15 protein-coding genes are annotated in these 14871 nt (G+C 67.9%); 7 read left to right on the forward strand and 8 right to left on the reverse strand.

Features of this window, described 5'->3' with window-relative positions; genetic code table 11:
• Positions 1-3 precede the first annotated feature (3 nt).
• A complete protein-coding gene (locus tag SACXIDRAFT_RS03580) occupies positions 4-885 on the forward strand; it encodes an alpha/beta hydrolase (RefSeq protein WP_050986987.1) in 882 nt (293 codons plus the stop codon).
• 67 nt (positions 886-952) lie between these two features.
• Here SACXIDRAFT_RS03580 and SACXIDRAFT_RS03585 read toward each other — a convergent pair whose 3' ends face one another.
• The 8 genes from SACXIDRAFT_RS03585 to SACXIDRAFT_RS03620 form a co-directional block, all read right to left on the reverse strand.
• A complete protein-coding gene (locus tag SACXIDRAFT_RS03585) occupies positions 953-1903 on the reverse strand; it encodes an anti-sigma factor RsbA family regulatory protein (protein ID WP_006237111.1) in 951 nt (316 codons plus the stop codon).
• Positions 1904-1971: 68 nt separating this feature from the next.
• A complete protein-coding gene (locus SACXIDRAFT_RS03590; RefSeq protein WP_006237112.1) occupies positions 1972-2325 on the reverse strand; it encodes a hypothetical protein in 354 nt (117 codons plus the stop codon).
• Between the two features lie 26 nt (positions 2326-2351).
• Complete coding sequence (gene clpX, locus SACXIDRAFT_RS03595) at positions 2352-3641, reverse strand: ATP-dependent Clp protease ATP-binding subunit ClpX (RefSeq protein ID WP_006237113.1); 1290 nt, start codon at positions 3639-3641, stop codon at positions 2352-2354.
• 202 nt (positions 3642-3843) lie between these two features.
• Entirely contained in the window at positions 3844-4470 is a 627-nt protein-coding gene (locus tag SACXIDRAFT_RS03600; RefSeq protein ID WP_006237114.1) for an ATP-dependent Clp protease proteolytic subunit, read from the reverse strand.
• A gap of 23 nt (positions 4471-4493) precedes the next feature.
• Entirely contained in the window at positions 4494-5099 is a 606-nt protein-coding gene (locus SACXIDRAFT_RS03605) for an ATP-dependent Clp protease proteolytic subunit (RefSeq protein WP_269730002.1), read from the reverse strand.
• Positions 5100-5214: 115 nt separating this feature from the next.
• The gene (gene tig, locus SACXIDRAFT_RS03610) at positions 5215-6660 is read right to left on the reverse strand and encodes a trigger factor (protein ID WP_006237116.1); all 1446 of its coding nucleotides are present in this window, start codon (positions 6658-6660) and stop codon (positions 5215-5217) included.
• 146 nt (positions 6661-6806) lie between these two features.
• Positions 6807-8120, reverse strand: a complete 1314-nt coding sequence (gene nhaA / locus SACXIDRAFT_RS03615; protein WP_006237117.1) for a Na+/H+ antiporter NhaA — start codon at positions 8118-8120, stop codon at positions 6807-6809.
• A 111-nt stretch (positions 8121-8231) separates the two neighbouring features.
• Positions 8232-8516, reverse strand: coding sequence for a DUF3040 domain-containing protein (locus SACXIDRAFT_RS03620; RefSeq protein ID WP_006237118.1), 285 nt, complete (start codon positions 8514-8516; stop codon positions 8232-8234).
• Between the two features lie 150 nt (positions 8517-8666).
• Between SACXIDRAFT_RS03620 and SACXIDRAFT_RS03625 the strand changes: the two genes are divergently transcribed.
• The 6 genes from SACXIDRAFT_RS03625 to SACXIDRAFT_RS03650 all read left to right on the forward strand — a co-directional run bounded on the left by SACXIDRAFT_RS03625 (position 8667) and on the right by SACXIDRAFT_RS03650 (position 14772).
• A complete protein-coding gene (locus tag SACXIDRAFT_RS03625) occupies positions 8667-9764 on the forward strand; it encodes a sensor histidine kinase (protein WP_006237119.1) in 1098 nt (365 codons plus the stop codon).
• The gene (locus SACXIDRAFT_RS03630; RefSeq protein WP_006237120.1) at positions 9761-10555 is read left to right on the forward strand and encodes a LytR/AlgR family response regulator transcription factor; all 795 of its coding nucleotides are present in this window, start codon (positions 9761-9763) and stop codon (positions 10553-10555) included. Before SACXIDRAFT_RS03625 ends, SACXIDRAFT_RS03630 begins: the two co-directional genes overlap by 4 nt.
• Entirely contained in the window at positions 10552-10932 is a 381-nt protein-coding gene (locus SACXIDRAFT_RS03635; RefSeq protein ID WP_006237121.1) for a hypothetical protein, read from the forward strand. Before SACXIDRAFT_RS03630 ends, SACXIDRAFT_RS03635 begins: the two co-directional genes overlap by 4 nt.
• The gene (locus SACXIDRAFT_RS03640; RefSeq protein WP_006237122.1) at positions 10929-12704 is read left to right on the forward strand and encodes a sodium/solute symporter; all 1776 of its coding nucleotides are present in this window, start codon (positions 10929-10931) and stop codon (positions 12702-12704) included. Before SACXIDRAFT_RS03635 ends, SACXIDRAFT_RS03640 begins: the two co-directional genes overlap by 4 nt.
• A gap of 122 nt (positions 12705-12826) precedes the next feature.
• A complete protein-coding gene (locus SACXIDRAFT_RS03645; protein WP_006237123.1) occupies positions 12827-13171 on the forward strand; it encodes a DUF485 domain-containing protein in 345 nt (114 codons plus the stop codon).
• Positions 13168-14772, forward strand: coding sequence for a monocarboxylic acid transporter (locus SACXIDRAFT_RS03650; RefSeq protein ID WP_006237124.1), 1605 nt, complete (start codon positions 13168-13170; stop codon positions 14770-14772). The genes SACXIDRAFT_RS03645 and SACXIDRAFT_RS03650 overlap by 4 nt, the downstream gene beginning before the upstream one ends.
• Positions 14773-14871 lie beyond the last annotated feature (99 nt).

The following is a 14871-nucleotide window of genomic DNA, read 5'->3' on the forward strand; positions in this document are numbered from 1 at the left end:
AGGATGACCGACGACAGGCTGTGGAACAACGGGCACATGCCCAGCAGGCGGGCGCTTCTGCTGGGCACCACCGCCCTGACCACGCTCGGAGTCACCTCGTGGTACAGCGCATCCTCGACGACGAGATCGGCGGACCCCGATGGCACGATGATCGTGGAACGCCGGTACTCCCAGTTCAGGGGCGGAGACGTCGAGGTCGTCTACAAACTGCCCCGGAGGCCGCCACCACTCGGCCTGCCGATGGTGCTGCTGCTCCACGGCCGCAACGGAAACGCCCGCTGGGCAGGGCCACCCGGCCTGGTGTCCGAGCTCGCCGATGCCGTGCACGCCGGGCGTGTCCCGCCGTTCGGGTTCGTCGCCGTGGACGGAGGCAACAGCTACTGGCACGAACACCGCCGAGGTGACGATCCCATGGGGATGCTGCTGGAGGAGATTCCCGCCTGGTTGCGGGAGCGTGGCCTCGGCGACCGGCGGGGTCTCCCCTTCGCGGTGGCGGGAACGTCCATGGGCGGCTTCGGCGCTCTGCTCTACGCGCGGCGCCGGTCAGAACGACGTCAACCCGTGCGTGCCATCGCCGCCATCGCCCCCGCGTTCATGTCATGGCGCAGGATGCGTCAGCGCGACGCCTGGCGCAGCATGGCCGAGTGGCGCTCCATGGACCCGCTGGCCAATGTCGCCACCACACGGGGCATCCCCACGGGCATCTGGTGCGGCACCGACGACCCGTTCATCGAAGGGGTGCGCACGTTCATCCGCAGAGCCGACCCCGAGGTGGCCGACATCGACCCCGGACGCCACAACGGCGCCTACTTCCGCACCACCGTGCCCGGGTTGCTGCGTTTCCTCGGGCGCTACGCGCCCGGCATACCACAGCGCAGGACGTGAACCAGCGGGCCGACACCGGCTCGCGCAGCCGGGCGCGTGTCGCGGTGGTGCGTGCCGCCGTGCGGGTTCACCCAGCCGCGCGCGGGGTGCCGTCATAGCGCATGCGCACCCGTGTGGTCATGCCGTCTGCTGCCACATGGGTGCGGACGAGATCGGCGACCTGGTTGACAAGAAACAGCCCTCGGCCACCGTGCCGGTACATCGTAGGTGGTCTGCGGCCCGCGAGCCGACTGGAAGGAATGCCCGCGTCGGACACCTGAAAGACCACGCCCTCCTCGTCCGACCACACCGCCAGCTCGCCGTGGCCGCCCCCGTGCTGGACGCTGTTGGCGCACACCTCCCCCACCGCCAGCGCGACGTCCTCCAGCCGCTCGTCTTCGATCCCCGCGCGGGCAGCGAATTCGGTGGCGACCCGGCGCGCCTTCGAGAGGGTCTCGATGTCGAACGGCACGAGGAACGCATCACGCGACGTGGGCAACGGCAGGTTGTAACGGTCGTACGCCGCCTCGGGTGAGAAATGGCGACTCCGGCGTACTCCGGCGGCATCGACGAGCAACGGGTGGGTGGCCTCGGCATCGTCGAGCACGCTGGGCCCCAGCGCCGCCTCGTAGGGACACAGGAACGTGGCCCTGCGACCGGTGAACGCCCGGTTCACCATCGCCTCATGCTGCACACACGCCGCGTATTCCTCGCCGGAACGCTCCGGCCACACCGGTTCTCCCACCACGCGCACCGGCTCCGGATGCTCGTCGAGAAAGGCGTGTAACACGGCGGGGATGAGCCGGGCAGGGTTTCGACCCTCGTCTTCGATGTCGATGAACCGCACTCGCGCGGCAGCCGTGCTCAACGCCTTCTCCAGCAGATGCGACCGCCGGGCAGGCACCGCCACGGCCACGACTTCTCCCCTGCTGAGCCCGTCGAGAACGAACGGGACGACACCGGCAACATAGTCGCCGTCGTCCTGGTAGAGGAACGCCTGATGGCAGAACGTCTCCTCAGCCCCCCGGAGTCCTGACACAACCACCGACCCCCTGCCAGCGCACTGTTAACCCGTACGGGTTATCCGAAGGGTGGCTCGCGTAAACCTCAGAGAAAAGTCCGCGTGAGAAAGGACATCGACCACAGCGACACGGCGATCGCCACCGCCGCCACCGCAAGGTGCGTCACCAGTTGCCGGTCGGTCGGTGCCGTCCGTGCTCGCCGTGCGGCGAAGGCCGCGGCGGCGAGCCCCGCCACGGGAATGAGCGGCACGGCAGACGCGCGCGTCACGGTCGCCAGCAGGCACACGGCCGTCAGAACACCCAGTGTGACCACGATGGCGAGGTGCACCCGAGGGCGACGTAACCGTGTCACGGCGACGAATTTCTGTGCCAGCGCGTCGAAATCGACGTCCTGGTCACCACCTGGAACAGGTGGCGACGTCGGCGTTGTCACTGTCATGGGAACCGAGAGTAGCGGTGGTGCCCTCAGGCTGTTTTCTCGCCACGCTCCCGCTGCCTGCGTGTCGGCTGACGCGACACGATCGTGGGATTCACGTTCTCGCGCACGGTCTGCTCGGTGATGACCACCTTGGCGACGTCGTCGCGGCTCGGAATGTCGTACATCACCGGCTGGAGGACCTCCTCCATGATGGCGCGCAAACCCCTGGCCCCGGTGCCCCGCAACAGGGCCTGGTCGGCGATCGCCTCAAGCGCGGTCTTGGTGAACTCCAGCTCCACGTTGTCCATCTCGAACAACTTCTTGTACTGCTTGGTCAACGCGTTGCGGGGCTCGGTGAGGATGCTGACCAGCGATGCCTTGTCGAGGCTGGTGACGCTGGCGACCACCGGCAACCGGCCGATGAACTCGGGGATCAGACCGAACTTGATCAGATCCTCCGGCATCGTCTCGCTGAAGACGTCGCTCTCCTCGATCTCCCGCTTGGTTCGGATCTCCGCACCGAAACCGAGGCCACGCTTGCCGATGCGGTCGTTGATGATCTTTTCGAGACCCGCGAAAGCGCCGGCGACGATGAACAACACGTTCGTGGTGTCGATCTGGATGAACTCCTGGTGCGGATGCTTGCGGCCACCCTGTGGCGGCACCGACGCCGTGGTGCCCTCCAGGATCTTCAGCAACGCCTGCTGCACACCCTCGCCCGAGACGTCGCGCGTGATCGACGGGTTCTCGGACTTGCGGGCGATCTTGTCAACCTCGTCGATGTAGATGATGCCGGTTTCGGCACGCTTGACGTCGTAATCGGCCGCCTGGATGAGCTTCAACAGGATGTTCTCGACGTCCTCGCCCACGTATCCGGCCTCGGTGAGGGCCGTGGCGTCGGCGATCGCGAACGGCACGTTGAGGAGCTTCGCCAGCGTCTGCGCGAGGTAGGTCTTGCCGCACCCTGTCGGCCCCAGCATCAGGATGTTGGACTTCGCCAGCTCCACGGGCTCGTCCTTGGAGTCCTTCGTCCCCCTGGACTCCGACTGGATCCGCTTGTAGTGGTTGTAGACGGCCACTGCCAGCGTTCGCTTAGCCTCGTCCTGGCCGATGATGTACTGCTCGAGGAACTCGTGGATGTCAGCGGGTTTGGGCAGCTCGTCGAGCTTGACATCGCTCGTCTCGGCGAGCTCCTCCTCGATGATCTCGTTGCAGAGCTCGATGCACTCGTCACAGATGTACACACCGGGCCCGGCGATGAGCTTTTTCACCTGTTTCTGGCTCTTGCCGCAGAAAGAGCACTTCAGCAGGTCTCCGCCGTCGCCGATCCGTGCCATGACCGCTGACCTCGTCCCCTCCCGGTGTCGATGACACCTCTGTCGTGCGTTGCCACTGACGGTACCCGTCCCGAGCGCCCGAAGGGAGAATTACCAGCGATCGGACGCTCGAAGGTTCCAGCCTAGTGCGGGAATCGGGCGGCGGCGGCTCGAACACCGACGCGTCGGATGGCCGTCGCCTGCCGCCCTTTCCCTGCCGCTGTCAGTCCTGCGACGCCTTGCGGTATTCCAGCACCTGGTCGATGATGCCGTACTCCTTGGCCTCCTGAGGCGTCAGGATCTTGTCGCGCTCGATGTCGCGCCTGACCTCGTCGGCCGACTTGTTCGTGTGCTTCGCCAGCGTGTTCTCCATGAGGCGGCGCACCCGCTGGATCTCGGCTGCCTGGATCTCCAGGTCCGAAACCTGCCCGTACGCGCCCTCGGTGGCCGGCTGGTGGATGAGTACGCGCGAGTTGGGCAGCGCGAGCCGCTTGCCCTTCGTGCCGGCCGCCAGCAGGACCGCGGCGGCCGAAGCGGCCTGCCCGAGGCACACCGTCTGGATGTCGGGGCGCACGTACTGCATCGTGTCGTAGATCGCCATCAGCGCGGTGAACGACCCACCAGGCGAGTTGATGTAGAGGATGATGTCCCTGTCGGGGTCCTCGTGTTCGAGGTGGAGCAACTGGGCCATGACGTCGTTGGCCGAGGCGTCGTCCACCTGGACGCCCAGCATGATCTGCCGTTCCTCGTACAGCTTGTTGTACGGGTTCGATTCCTTGATCCCGTAGCTCGTGCGTTCCACGTACGACGGCAGGATGTACCGGGACTGCGGAAGTTGGAAGCCGTTCATGATTCTCCTCCTACCCTGCCCGGTCAGTTCGCGTTCGGGGTCGGGTTCTCACGGGTGAGGACTTGGTCAACGAAGCCGTAGTCCTTGGCCTCGGTCGCGGTGAACCAGCGGTCGCGGTCACCGTCGGCGATGATCTGCTCCACCGTCTGGCCGGTCTGCTCGGCCGTGATGCGAGCCAGCTCGTACTTCCACTTGCTGAAGACCTCGGCCTGGATGGCGATGTCGGAGGCCGTACCACCGACACCGGCCGACGGCTGGTGCATGAGGATGCGCGCGTGCTGCAAGGCGTACCGCTTGCCCGGCGTTCCCGACGACAGGAGGAACTGGCCCATCGAGGCCGCGAGCCCCATCGCGTAGGTGGCGACGTCGGGTTCGATGAGCTGCATCGTGTCGTAGATGGCGAAGCCTGCGGTCACCGACCCGCCCGGCGAGTTGATGTAGAAGCGGATGTCCGACTGCGGGTCCTCCGCGGCCAGCAGCAACAGCTGCGCGGTGATGCGGTTGGCGACCTCGTCGTTCACCTCGGAGCCGAGCACGACGATGCGCTCCTGGAGCAACCGCTCGTACACCGAGTCGGTCAGGTTGAGACCGGCGGTGCCGGTCCGCCCCTCGGGCATGTGCTGCGTCACGTCTGCCTGCCTTTTCGGGAGTTCGAAGATCTTGTCACCGACCCTAACGAACTCGGGCGGCTCAGAAGTCCTGATACCGCCCGAGTTCGCTCAGAGCATGAGAAAAGGTCACTGGTCAGGCGTCGGACTTGTCCGAACCGCCGTCGGCGGCCTTGGCCGCGTCGCCTTCGCTCGACCCCTCACCCTTGGCAGTCTCGTCGGCTTCCTGCGAGCCCGCAGACTCGGCGGCCTCGTCGGACTCGTCGGTGCCGAAGAGCTCACTGAGGTCCAGTGTCTCGCCGGAGGCGTCCGTCACCGTCACCTCGCGCACCACCGTGGCGAGTGCCTTGCCCCTGCGCACGTCGGCGTAGATCGCGCCGAGCTGGCCAGCCTCCTGCGCCCTCCGCACGTATTCGTCGGGGTTCATGCCGAAACGCTGCGCCTGGTAGATGATGCGCTCGGTGAGCTCGGAGTCGTTCACCGACAGTTCCCGCTCGTCGGCGAGAGCGTCGAGGAGCAGCTGGGTCCGCACCGACTTCTCCGCTTCCTCACGGACCTCGTTCTCCCACTCCTCTGGGTTGCCCCCCTGCTCCTCCAGCGAGCGCTTGAACGCCTCCTCGTCGTGGTCGAACGGGTGGATGGCGTCGTGCTTGCGGTTGGAGATCTCCGCTTCGAGGACCTTCTCCGGCAGCGGCACCTCCACGCGCTCCAGCAGCGCGTCGAGCACCTTGTCGCGCGCCTGGACGCCCTGCTGGACCCGTTTCATGCGCATCAGCCGCTCACGCAGGTCGGCCTTCAGCTCCTCCAGCGTGTCGAACTCGCTGGCGAGCTGGGCGAACTCGTCGTCGGCCTCCGGAAGTTCGCGCTGCTTGATGGAGTTCACCTTCACGGTGACCTCCGCGTCCTTGCCCGCGTGCTCGCCTGCCACCAGCTTCGTGGTGAAGGTGCGGGTCTCGCCCTCGCCGGCGCCGATGATGGCGTCGTCGATACCCTCGACGAGCTGGCCGGAACCGATCTCGTAGGAGAGGCCGGTGGTGGCGGCGTCGGGCACCTCCTCGCCATCGACCGTCGCCGAGAGGTCGATCGACACGAAGTCGCCGTTCTCGGCGGGACGGTCCACACCGGTCAGCGTGCCGAACCGGGCGCGCAGCTGGTCGAGCTGCTCGTCGATCTCCGCGTCGTCGAGCTCAACGTCGTCCACGCTGACCGTGAGGTCGTCGAGGTCGGGAAGAGTGATCTCAGGGCGGATGTCAACCTCGGCGCTGAACTCCAGCACCTCGCGGTCCTCCAGCCGGGTCACCTCGAATTCGGGCTGTCCGAGCGTGCGGACCTCACCACTGCGCACGGCCTCGAGGTACTTGGCGGGAATGGCCTCGTTGACGACCTCGTCGAGCACCGGGGCCCTGCCGATGCGGCTCTCGAGTACACGAGCCGGGGCCTTGCCTGGGCGGAAACCTGGGATCCGAACCTGCTGAGCGATCTTCCGGTAGGCGCGGTCGAAGTTCGGTTTGAGCTCGTCGAACGGCACCTCGACATTGATCTTCACGCGCGTCGGGCTCAGCTGCTCGACGGTGCTCTTCAACGTTATCTCCTCGCCGGGACTTGAGTCGGTATCGGTAACCGGTCCAGCGACCGCAGGCCAAGCAGGGACCGGATGTCCGAGTCTAGGCCACCGACCACACTCACCCGAGGCGCGGGTCCGCACCCCGGGTGAACGTGCCGGAGCCGTCAGGCGAGGCGGTCCTCACTCGAATCGCGACCCTGGTAGATGTCCGGGATGCCGTCGCGGTCGGCGTCCCTCGTCTCCTTCTCGTGGATCTTGCGGTAGTGCCGGTTGCGCATGCGCAACACCACGGAGGCGATGAGCGCCGCCAGCAATGACCCGAACAACACGGCGATCTTGACGGTCTCGCCCCGCTCGTCGCCTTCCCCGAACGAGAGGTCGCCCACCAGGAGCGACACCGTGAACCCGATGCCGGCGAGAACGGCGATGCCGAAGACGTCCACCCATGCCACGTCGCTGTCGAGTTCGGCCCTGGTGAACCGGCTCATGAGGAACGTGGTGCCGAAGATGCCGATGGCCTTGCCGAGGACGAGACCGGCCATGATGCCGATGGCGACGGGATCGGTCAGCGCCGAGGCGAGGCCGTCGAGCCCGCCGAACGCGACACCTGCGGCGAACAGGGCGAAGATCGGCACCGCCACGCCTGCGGAGATGGGCCGCCACCGGTGTTCGAAGTGCTCCGCGACGGAGACGGCCTCGCCCTCGCGCTTGAGCGCGGGCACCGCGAAGCCGAGCAGCACACCGGCGACCGTCGCGTGGATTCCGGACGCGTGCACCAGCGCCCAGGTCACAAGACCGAGAGGGACGAGCAGCCACCACGACCGCACCCTGCGCTGCACGAGCAGTGTGAACACCGCGAGCGGCACGAGAGCGAGCAGCAGCGGAACCACGGAGAGTTCCTCGGTGTAGAACACCGCGATGATGCAGATGGCGATGAGGTCGTCCACCACGGCGAGTGTCAGCAGGAACATCCGCAGCGCCGAGGGCAGGAACCGCCCGACCACCGCGAGAACCGCGACCGCGAAGGCGATGTCGGTGGCGGTCGGGATGGCCCAGCCTCGCAACGCGCTCGCGTCACCGAGGTTCACCAGCACGTAGATCAGAGCGGGCAGGACGACGCCACCGACGGCCGCGACGATCGGGATGGCTGCCCTGCGTGGATCCCGCAGGTCGCCGACGACGAACTCCCGTTTGAGTTCGACCCCCACCACGAAGAAGAAGATGGCGAGTAACCCGTCGGCAGCCCACTGCGACACCGAGAGGTCGAGGTGCAGGGCATGCGGGCCGATGGTGAACTCGCGCACGGCGGTGTAGCTGTCGGACAGCGGCGAGTTGGCCCAGATGAGAGCCACGACCGCGCCAGCCAGCAGCAGCATCCCGCCGACGGTCTCCTGCCGGAGAATGTCGGCGACGCGTTTCCACTCGCTCCAGGACGTGCGGCTGAACAGTTTGGTCTTCGTGTGGGGCGGGTTGCTCATGTGGGTGTCGTCAACCCCTCCTGATCGGATGGACAGTCCGCGATGGTGCCCGTCACTTTACTTGCCGAAACTCACGATCTGGGAGTTCGAGAGATCGACTGGTTCGCGACCTCAGCGCAGCCCGCGCAGCCACACGCGCCACGTCACCACGGTGGGGACGCCGACGGCGAGAACGATTCCGATGATGCTGACCGGCCAGAACCGCAACTGCGTGCCCGCTGCCACGAGCGCGAGGCCCGCGACGAAGCACGCGCACAACGCGACGAACGTCACGATCGACCGCGACAGGTAGGCGGAGCCGAGGTGCGCGAGTCGCCTGGCGAGACGGGGATCGTCCTCGCTCAGCCTGCGCTCGATCTCGGCGAGCCGACGTTGCTCGTCGTCACGAAGTGCCATGGCGTCATCACCACCGCGATTATGTTCCGGCGACGCCTCCGTCCGACACCCCTCGCGCGCGCCGTGGCCGGATTCGCCCGCTCCGCACCCTTCCGGCGGACCCGGCACGCCGTTAGATTCCCCCTACCGCCGACGTAGCTGGGAGGTCCGTTGCCGATACCCGGAGGGCGGGCGGCGTCCGTGGCGGCCCGGACTCCGTCTCGCAGCCGATGGACACCGTGGGGACGCGGACTGCGCGACCCCGGTCCCACCCTTGAGACGGCGAGGCACGTGTCCGAGGACCTCGCCGACGGCCTGGCCGGTCCGAGGGTGCGGGCGGCCGCGCGCGGCATCCGCCGTCTGCTCGCCGCCGACGCCGTCGGTCTTTCCGACCTGTCCGGCCACCTCGTCGTCGCGGGGACGATGCCCTCCGACGTCGATACGGCCGCGATGATCGAGGACGTGCTGCACACGGAGAACCTGTGCAGGAGGGCGGAGGTGGTCGCACTCCCGTTGATCGTGCACGACGAACTGGCCGGTGTGCTCGTCGTCGCGGGAACGGCGAGAACGGCTGCGTTGCGTGAGGTCGCGAGCCTCGGGGAGGCGGCGCTCGAAAGGGGCAGGCTGGAGGCGTCCGCCGAGGAGGCCGCCGAGGCCGAACTGCGGGCGCTGCGCGCGGAGATCTCGCCGCACTTCGTCTACAACGCGCTCACCGTCATCGCCGGGCTGGTCCGTCCCGACCCCGACCGGTCGCGCGAGCTGATGCTCGACTTCGCCGACTACATCCGGTACAGCCTGGCCAGCCACGGCGAGTACACGACCGTCGCCGACGAGTTCCATGCCATCGAGACGTACCTGGCCCTCCAGCGCGCCGTTCTCGGCGAGCGCCTTCGCGTGCAGGTGCGCGTGGCTCCCGAGGTCCTGCCCGTGTCCATCCCCTACCTCGTGCTCCAGCCGCTCGTGGAGAACGCCGTGCGACACGGGATCGAGCGCAGGCCGGAGGGCGGCACGGTCACCGTGCTCGGGGAGGCGGAGGGCACCGACTGCGTGATCAGTGTGGAGGACGACGGGACGGGGATGGACCCCGCGAAGGCACGGCGCCTGCTCGCCGGAGCCGGTGAGTCGGAGAGTGTGGGACTCGCGAACGTCGATCGGAGGCTGCGCAACGTGTACGGACCGTGGTTCGGCCTCGTCGTGGAGACAGAGGAGGGCGAGGGCACACGGGTGATCGTGCGGGTGCCACGTTTCCAGCCGGGAGTGATGCCGTGACCGGAGAAGCTGTGCGTGTGCTCGCGGTGGACGACGTACCGACCGCGCTGGACGACCTGTGCCGTCTGCTGCGGGACGCCCCCGAGGTGTCCGACGTCGTCGCCGCGGGCGACGCCGTGTCCGCGCTCAAGCGGTTGCAGTCGGAGGAGTTCGACGCGGTGTTCCTCGACATCGCGATGCCCGGCCTCGACGGGCTGGAGTTCGCCAGGTTGCTGACCAAGCTCGCGAAGCCGCCCGCCATCGTGTTCGTCACCGCCTACGACGAACACGCTGTCGCCGCCTTCGGTATCGGCGCGATCGACTACCTGCTCAAACCCGTGCGGCCGGAGCGGCTGGCCGACGCGCTCGCGCGGGTGGTCCGCCTCACCTCGGCCGGGTCCTCGCAGGGGTCCGCACAGCCCGCCTCGCAGCAGCCCGCTCCCGACGCGCTCGCGGCACTGCCCGTGGAGTCGGCGGGCCGCACGCGATACGTGAGCAGGCAGGAGGTGCGGTTCGTGGAGGCGCACGGCGACTACGTCCGGTTGCACTCGCGCTCGGGTGTTCACCTGGTGCGGATGCCGATCTCCCGTTTGGAGGAGTACTGGGCGGACGCCGGTTTCGTGCGCACCCACCGGGGATTCCTCGTGGCGCTGGCCGCGGTGCGCGAACTGCGCAGTGACTCTGTCGGCGGGCTGCTGGCTCACACGGACCTCGGTGACGTGCCGGTGAGCCGCAGGCACGCCCGCAACCTCAGGGAGCGCCTGTTGCGGGCGGCGCAACGCGGTGAGCTGCATCAGGGCACGGCTCCGTGAGCGCGCAGCGCAGGGTGACGGTGACGAGTCCGCAAACCCGGCTCGCCCATGCCCGGCGCCGCTACCGGGGACCGTGGCGGCCGACCACGCTCGATCCTGTCGAGGCGCCGTTCGCCGTCGCGCTCTACCGGCGGCAGCGGCGGCGCGCGGTCGTCGCGATGATGACGGCGTTCGCGCTGGTTTTCGGCCTTCCGCTCGTGCTGGCGCTGTCGCCATGGCTCGGTGAGCTGCGGTTGTTCGACGTCCCGGTGTCCTGGCTCGCGGTGATGGTCCTGCCGTTCCCCTCGATGACACTGCTGGCCTTCTGGCACCTGCGGCGCGCCGAGGAGGAGGAAAGCGCCGTCGAGAAGAACGTTTCCCACGAGGAAAACCGATGATCGTCGCGTTCGCCGTGGCGACCGTGCTGCTCACCACGCTCGCCATCGGCCTGCGTGGTGTCGCCGCGATGCGCACCACGTCCGATTTCCTCGTCGCCTCACGCCGCGTGTCCCCGCTGCTGAACTCCGCCGCCGTGTCCGGCGAGTACCTCTCGGCCGCGTCGTTCCTCGGGGTGGCGGGGCTCATGGTCCGCGACGGTGTGGGGGCGCTGTGGTATCCGGTCGGCTTCACGGCCGGATACATCGCCATGCTCGCGCTCGTCGCCGCACCCATGCGCCGATCCGGCGCTCTCACCGTGCCCGACTTCGCCGAGGCCCGGCTCGGATCGCCTGCCCTGCGCAAGCTCGCCGCCGTGGTGGTGCTGGTCATCGGCGTGCTGTACCTCGTGCCGCAGTTCCGCACGGCAGGGCTGGTGCTCAGCGTCGTCAGCGGCACCCCGTACTGGGTCGGCGTGCTGCTGTCGGGTGTCGCCGTCAGCGCCACCCTCGCGCTGGGCGGAATGCGCGCCGCCACCTACGTGCAGGCGTTCCAGTTCGTCCTGAAGCTCGTGTTGTTCATCGTCCCCGCCGTGTGGCTGCTCACACAGGTGGGACCGGAGGTTCGGCGAGAGGCACTGCATCCGGTCGAGTTCACGCACTTCGAGGCGCGCACACCGGTGTCCTTCCGGATCGACGCCACCCTCGACGTGCCCGACGGCGTGCGCGTCGTCGGCCGCGACGGTGAAGGACAGGCCGTCCCTCCCGGCGAATGGCACGTGCCTGCGGGGTCCACGATCGTGTTTGCGGAGGGCAGCGCCGCACCCGTGCCGAAGGACTCGGTCGCTCCCGGCTCACCGGGGTGGGAGAATCCGCTTCTCGACCTCGGCGGCAGCGGTCATCCGCTGCTCGCGACCTGGGCGGTTCTCGTGGCGACCATGTTCGGGACGATGGGGCTTCCTCACGTCATCATGCGGTTCCACACCAGCCCCGACGGCAGGGCCGCCCGGCGCACGGCGGCGCTCACCGTGGCACTGCTCGGCGTCTTCTACATCTTCCCCGGCGTCTACGGGATGCTCGGGAGGGTTCTCGTGCCGCACCTCTACCTTTCCGGCGCGACCGACAGCGCCGTGGTCGCGCTGCCCGCACAGGTGGACGCGGGCGCGATGGGCGGGCTGTTCACCGGGCTGCTCACGGCAGGCGCGTTCGCCGCGTTCCTCGCCACGTCGCTCGGTCTGCTGCTCGTCGTCTCCGGCGCGATCTCCCACGACCTCGTGCCGGGAGGGCTGAGGCAACTGCGGGTCGCGGTCGTCGGTGCCGCGGCCGTGGTGGTCCCGCTGGCGTTGCTCGCGCTCTCCTTCGACGCGAGCACACTCGTCACGTGGGGGTTCACCGTGGCGGCCTCAACCTTCTGCCCGCTGCTCGTCCTCGGTATCTGGTGGTCGCGCCTGACGGCCACGGGTGCCGTGGCGGGGGTGAGTGCGGGGCTGCTCGCCTCCTGCGGTGGCTTCGCACTCGGTGTCGCCGACCCACCGGTGCCGGGCTGGGTGTCGATCCTGCTCGTGCAACCCGCCCCGTGGTCGGTTCCCCTCGCGTTCGCCACGATGGTCGTCGTGTCGTTGTTCGGCAGGCCGCAACCGTGGGCAACGGCGGCGATGCTGCGCCTGCACCTTCACGAGCACCGCAGGATGACGTTCACCGACCGCTCGACACTGGCTCGTGATCTGGGCCACTCGTCGTGGACGGCGCGCCGCTCGTCGGCCGTTCGTCGCATCACGCGCCGGTTGGTCCGCTGACGATGTCGTCCGGTCCGGCCCCTTCCTTACTGTGACGCACCACGCACGTGAGGCGTTCGCGCACGCCCATGGCGCGCTCACGTGCGACATGTCCTGATGTGTCACTGACGAGGAGGTCAGGAGTGAGTGCCACCGAGCCCCCCACCCACCCGCCGGAATCGCCTGCCTGGGCGGAGATCCACGCGAGTGAGGACTTCCAGCGCCTGCGTTCCCGGCTGCGGCGGTTCGTCTTCCCCATGACCGCGCTGTTCCTCGTCTGGTACCTGCTGTACGTGGTGCTGGCGGACTACGCGCACGACTTCATGTCCGTCAAGGTCGTCGGCAACATCAACGTCGGGCTTGTCCTCGGCCTGCTCCAGTTCGTCTCGACGTTCGCCATCACCGGCCTCTACGTGCGCTACGCGAACCGCAAGCTCGACCCGATCGCCGACCGGATCAGGCACGACGTCGAAGGGGAGGCGTCATGACGCTGGCACAGGGCATCGAAGGCAACAACCCGGTCCTCAACATCACCATCTTCGCCCTGTTCGTGCTCATCACCCTCGTGGTCGTCTTCAGGGCGTCGCGGAACACCAAGACCGCCTCCGACTACTACGCGGCGGGACGCGCGTTCACCGGGCCGCAGAACGGTACGGCCATCGCGGGCGACTACCTCTCCGCGGCGTCGTTCCTCGGCATCGCGGGCGCCATCGCGGTGTACGGCTACGACGGGTTCCTCTACTCGATCGGGTTCCTTGTCGCGTGGCTCGTGGCCTTGCTGCTCGTGGCCGAACTCCTGCGCAACACGGGCAAGTTCACGATGGGTGACGTACTGGCGTTCCGTATGCGGCAGAAGCCCGTTCGCGCGGCGGCGGCGACCTCCACGATGGCGGTCTCCTTCTTCTATCTGCTGGCGCAGATGGCCGGAGCCGGTGCGCTCGTGTCCCTGCTGCTCGGCGTCGAGGGCGACTTCGGTCAGGCCGTGGTCATCGCGGTCGTCGGCGTCGTCATGATCGTGTACGTGCTGGTGGGCGGCATGAAGGGCACCACATGGGTGCAGATCATCAAGGCCGCTCTGCTCATCGCGGGAACCTTCGCCATGACCGTGTGGGTCCTCGGCCGCTACGGGCTCAACCTCTCCGAGTTGCTCGGCTCGGCTGCCGAGAACTCGCCAGGCGGCGAGTCCGTGCTCAACCCCGGCGCGAAGTACGGTGCGAGCGAGACATCCAAACTCGACTTCCTGTCGCTCGGCGTCGCACTCGTACTTGGCACGGCGGGCCTTCCGCACGTGCTCATGCGCTTCTACACCGTGCCGACGGCCAAGGACGCCAGGAAGTCCGTGGTCTGGGCCATCGCCCTGATCGGCCTCTTCTACCTCTTCACGCTGGTGCTGGGCTACGGTGCGGCCGCGATCGTCGGGTCGGACACGATCAGCAACGCGCCGGGAGGCGAGAACTCGGCCGCGCCACTGCTCGCGGAAGCGCTGGGCGGCCCACTGCTCCTCGGTTTCATCGCCGCGGTGGCGTTCGCGACGATCCTCGCCGTGGTCGCGGGCCTGACCATCACCGCGTCGGCGTCGTTCGCCCACGACGTGTACGCCAACGTCATCAAGCACGGCAAGGTGGACAGCAAGAACGCTGAGGTGAAGGTCGCCCGCATCACCGCCTGTGTGATCGGCGCCGTCGCGATCGTCGGCGGCATCCTCGCCAAGGACCAGAACGTGGCGTTCCTCGTGGCTCTCGCGTTCGCCGTCGCCGCCTCCGCGAATCTGCCGACGATCCTCTACTCGCTGTTCTGGAAGCGGTTCAACACCTCGGGCGCGCTGTGGTCGATCTACGGCGGGCTCACGGTGACGATCGTGCTGATCGTGTTCTCACCGGCCGTGTCAGGCAGCGAGAAATCCATGATCACCGGTGTCGATTTCCACTGGTTCCCGCTCCAGAACCCGGGACTGGTGTCGATCCCGGTGTCGTTCTTCCTCGGCTGGCTGGGAACGGTCCTCTCCAAGGAACATCTGGAGGGCAAGCACAAGGAGATGGAGGTACGCGCGCTCACCGGGGCCGGTGCCGAGAAGGCCACCTCGCACTGACGCGCTGGCGCACAGCGCTCCGCCGTGGGTCGGTGGCCGGGTCCTCGAACGGAGGCCGGCCACCGACTCAGCGCGCTCGGCCACCCGTCGTGGAGTGAT

Origin of the sequence: Saccharomonospora xinjiangensis XJ-54, from assembly GCF_000258175.1 — a bacterium.
In the GTDB taxonomy this organism is placed as follows: domain Bacteria; phylum Actinomycetota; class Actinomycetes; order Mycobacteriales; family Pseudonocardiaceae; genus Saccharomonospora; species Saccharomonospora xinjiangensis.

Coding starts and splice junctions, on each gene's coding strand:
- SACXIDRAFT_RS03580 (WP_050986987.1), top strand. CDS start 4: ATGACCGACGACAGGCTGTGGAACAACGGGCACATGCCCAGCAGGCGG.
- SACXIDRAFT_RS03590 (WP_006237112.1), bottom strand. CDS start 2,325: ATGACAGTGACAACGCCGACGTCGCCACCTGTTCCAGGTGGTGACCAG.
- clpX (WP_006237113.1), bottom strand. CDS start 3,641: ATGGCACGGATCGGCGACGGCGGAGACCTGCTGAAGTGCTCTTTCTGC.
- SACXIDRAFT_RS03600 (WP_006237114.1), bottom strand. CDS start 4,470: ATGAACGGCTTCCAACTTCCGCAGTCCCGGTACATCCTGCCGTCGTAC.
- nhaA (WP_006237117.1), bottom strand. CDS start 8,120: ATGAGCAACCCGCCCCACACGAAGACCAAACTGTTCAGCCGCACGTCC.
- SACXIDRAFT_RS03620 (WP_006237118.1), bottom strand. CDS start 8,516: ATGGCACTTCGTGACGACGAGCAACGTCGGCTCGCCGAGATCGAGCGC.
- SACXIDRAFT_RS03640 (WP_006237122.1), top strand. CDS start 10,929: ATGATCGTCGCGTTCGCCGTGGCGACCGTGCTGCTCACCACGCTCGCC.
- SACXIDRAFT_RS03650 (WP_006237124.1), top strand. CDS start 13,168: ATGACGCTGGCACAGGGCATCGAAGGCAACAACCCGGTCCTCAACATC.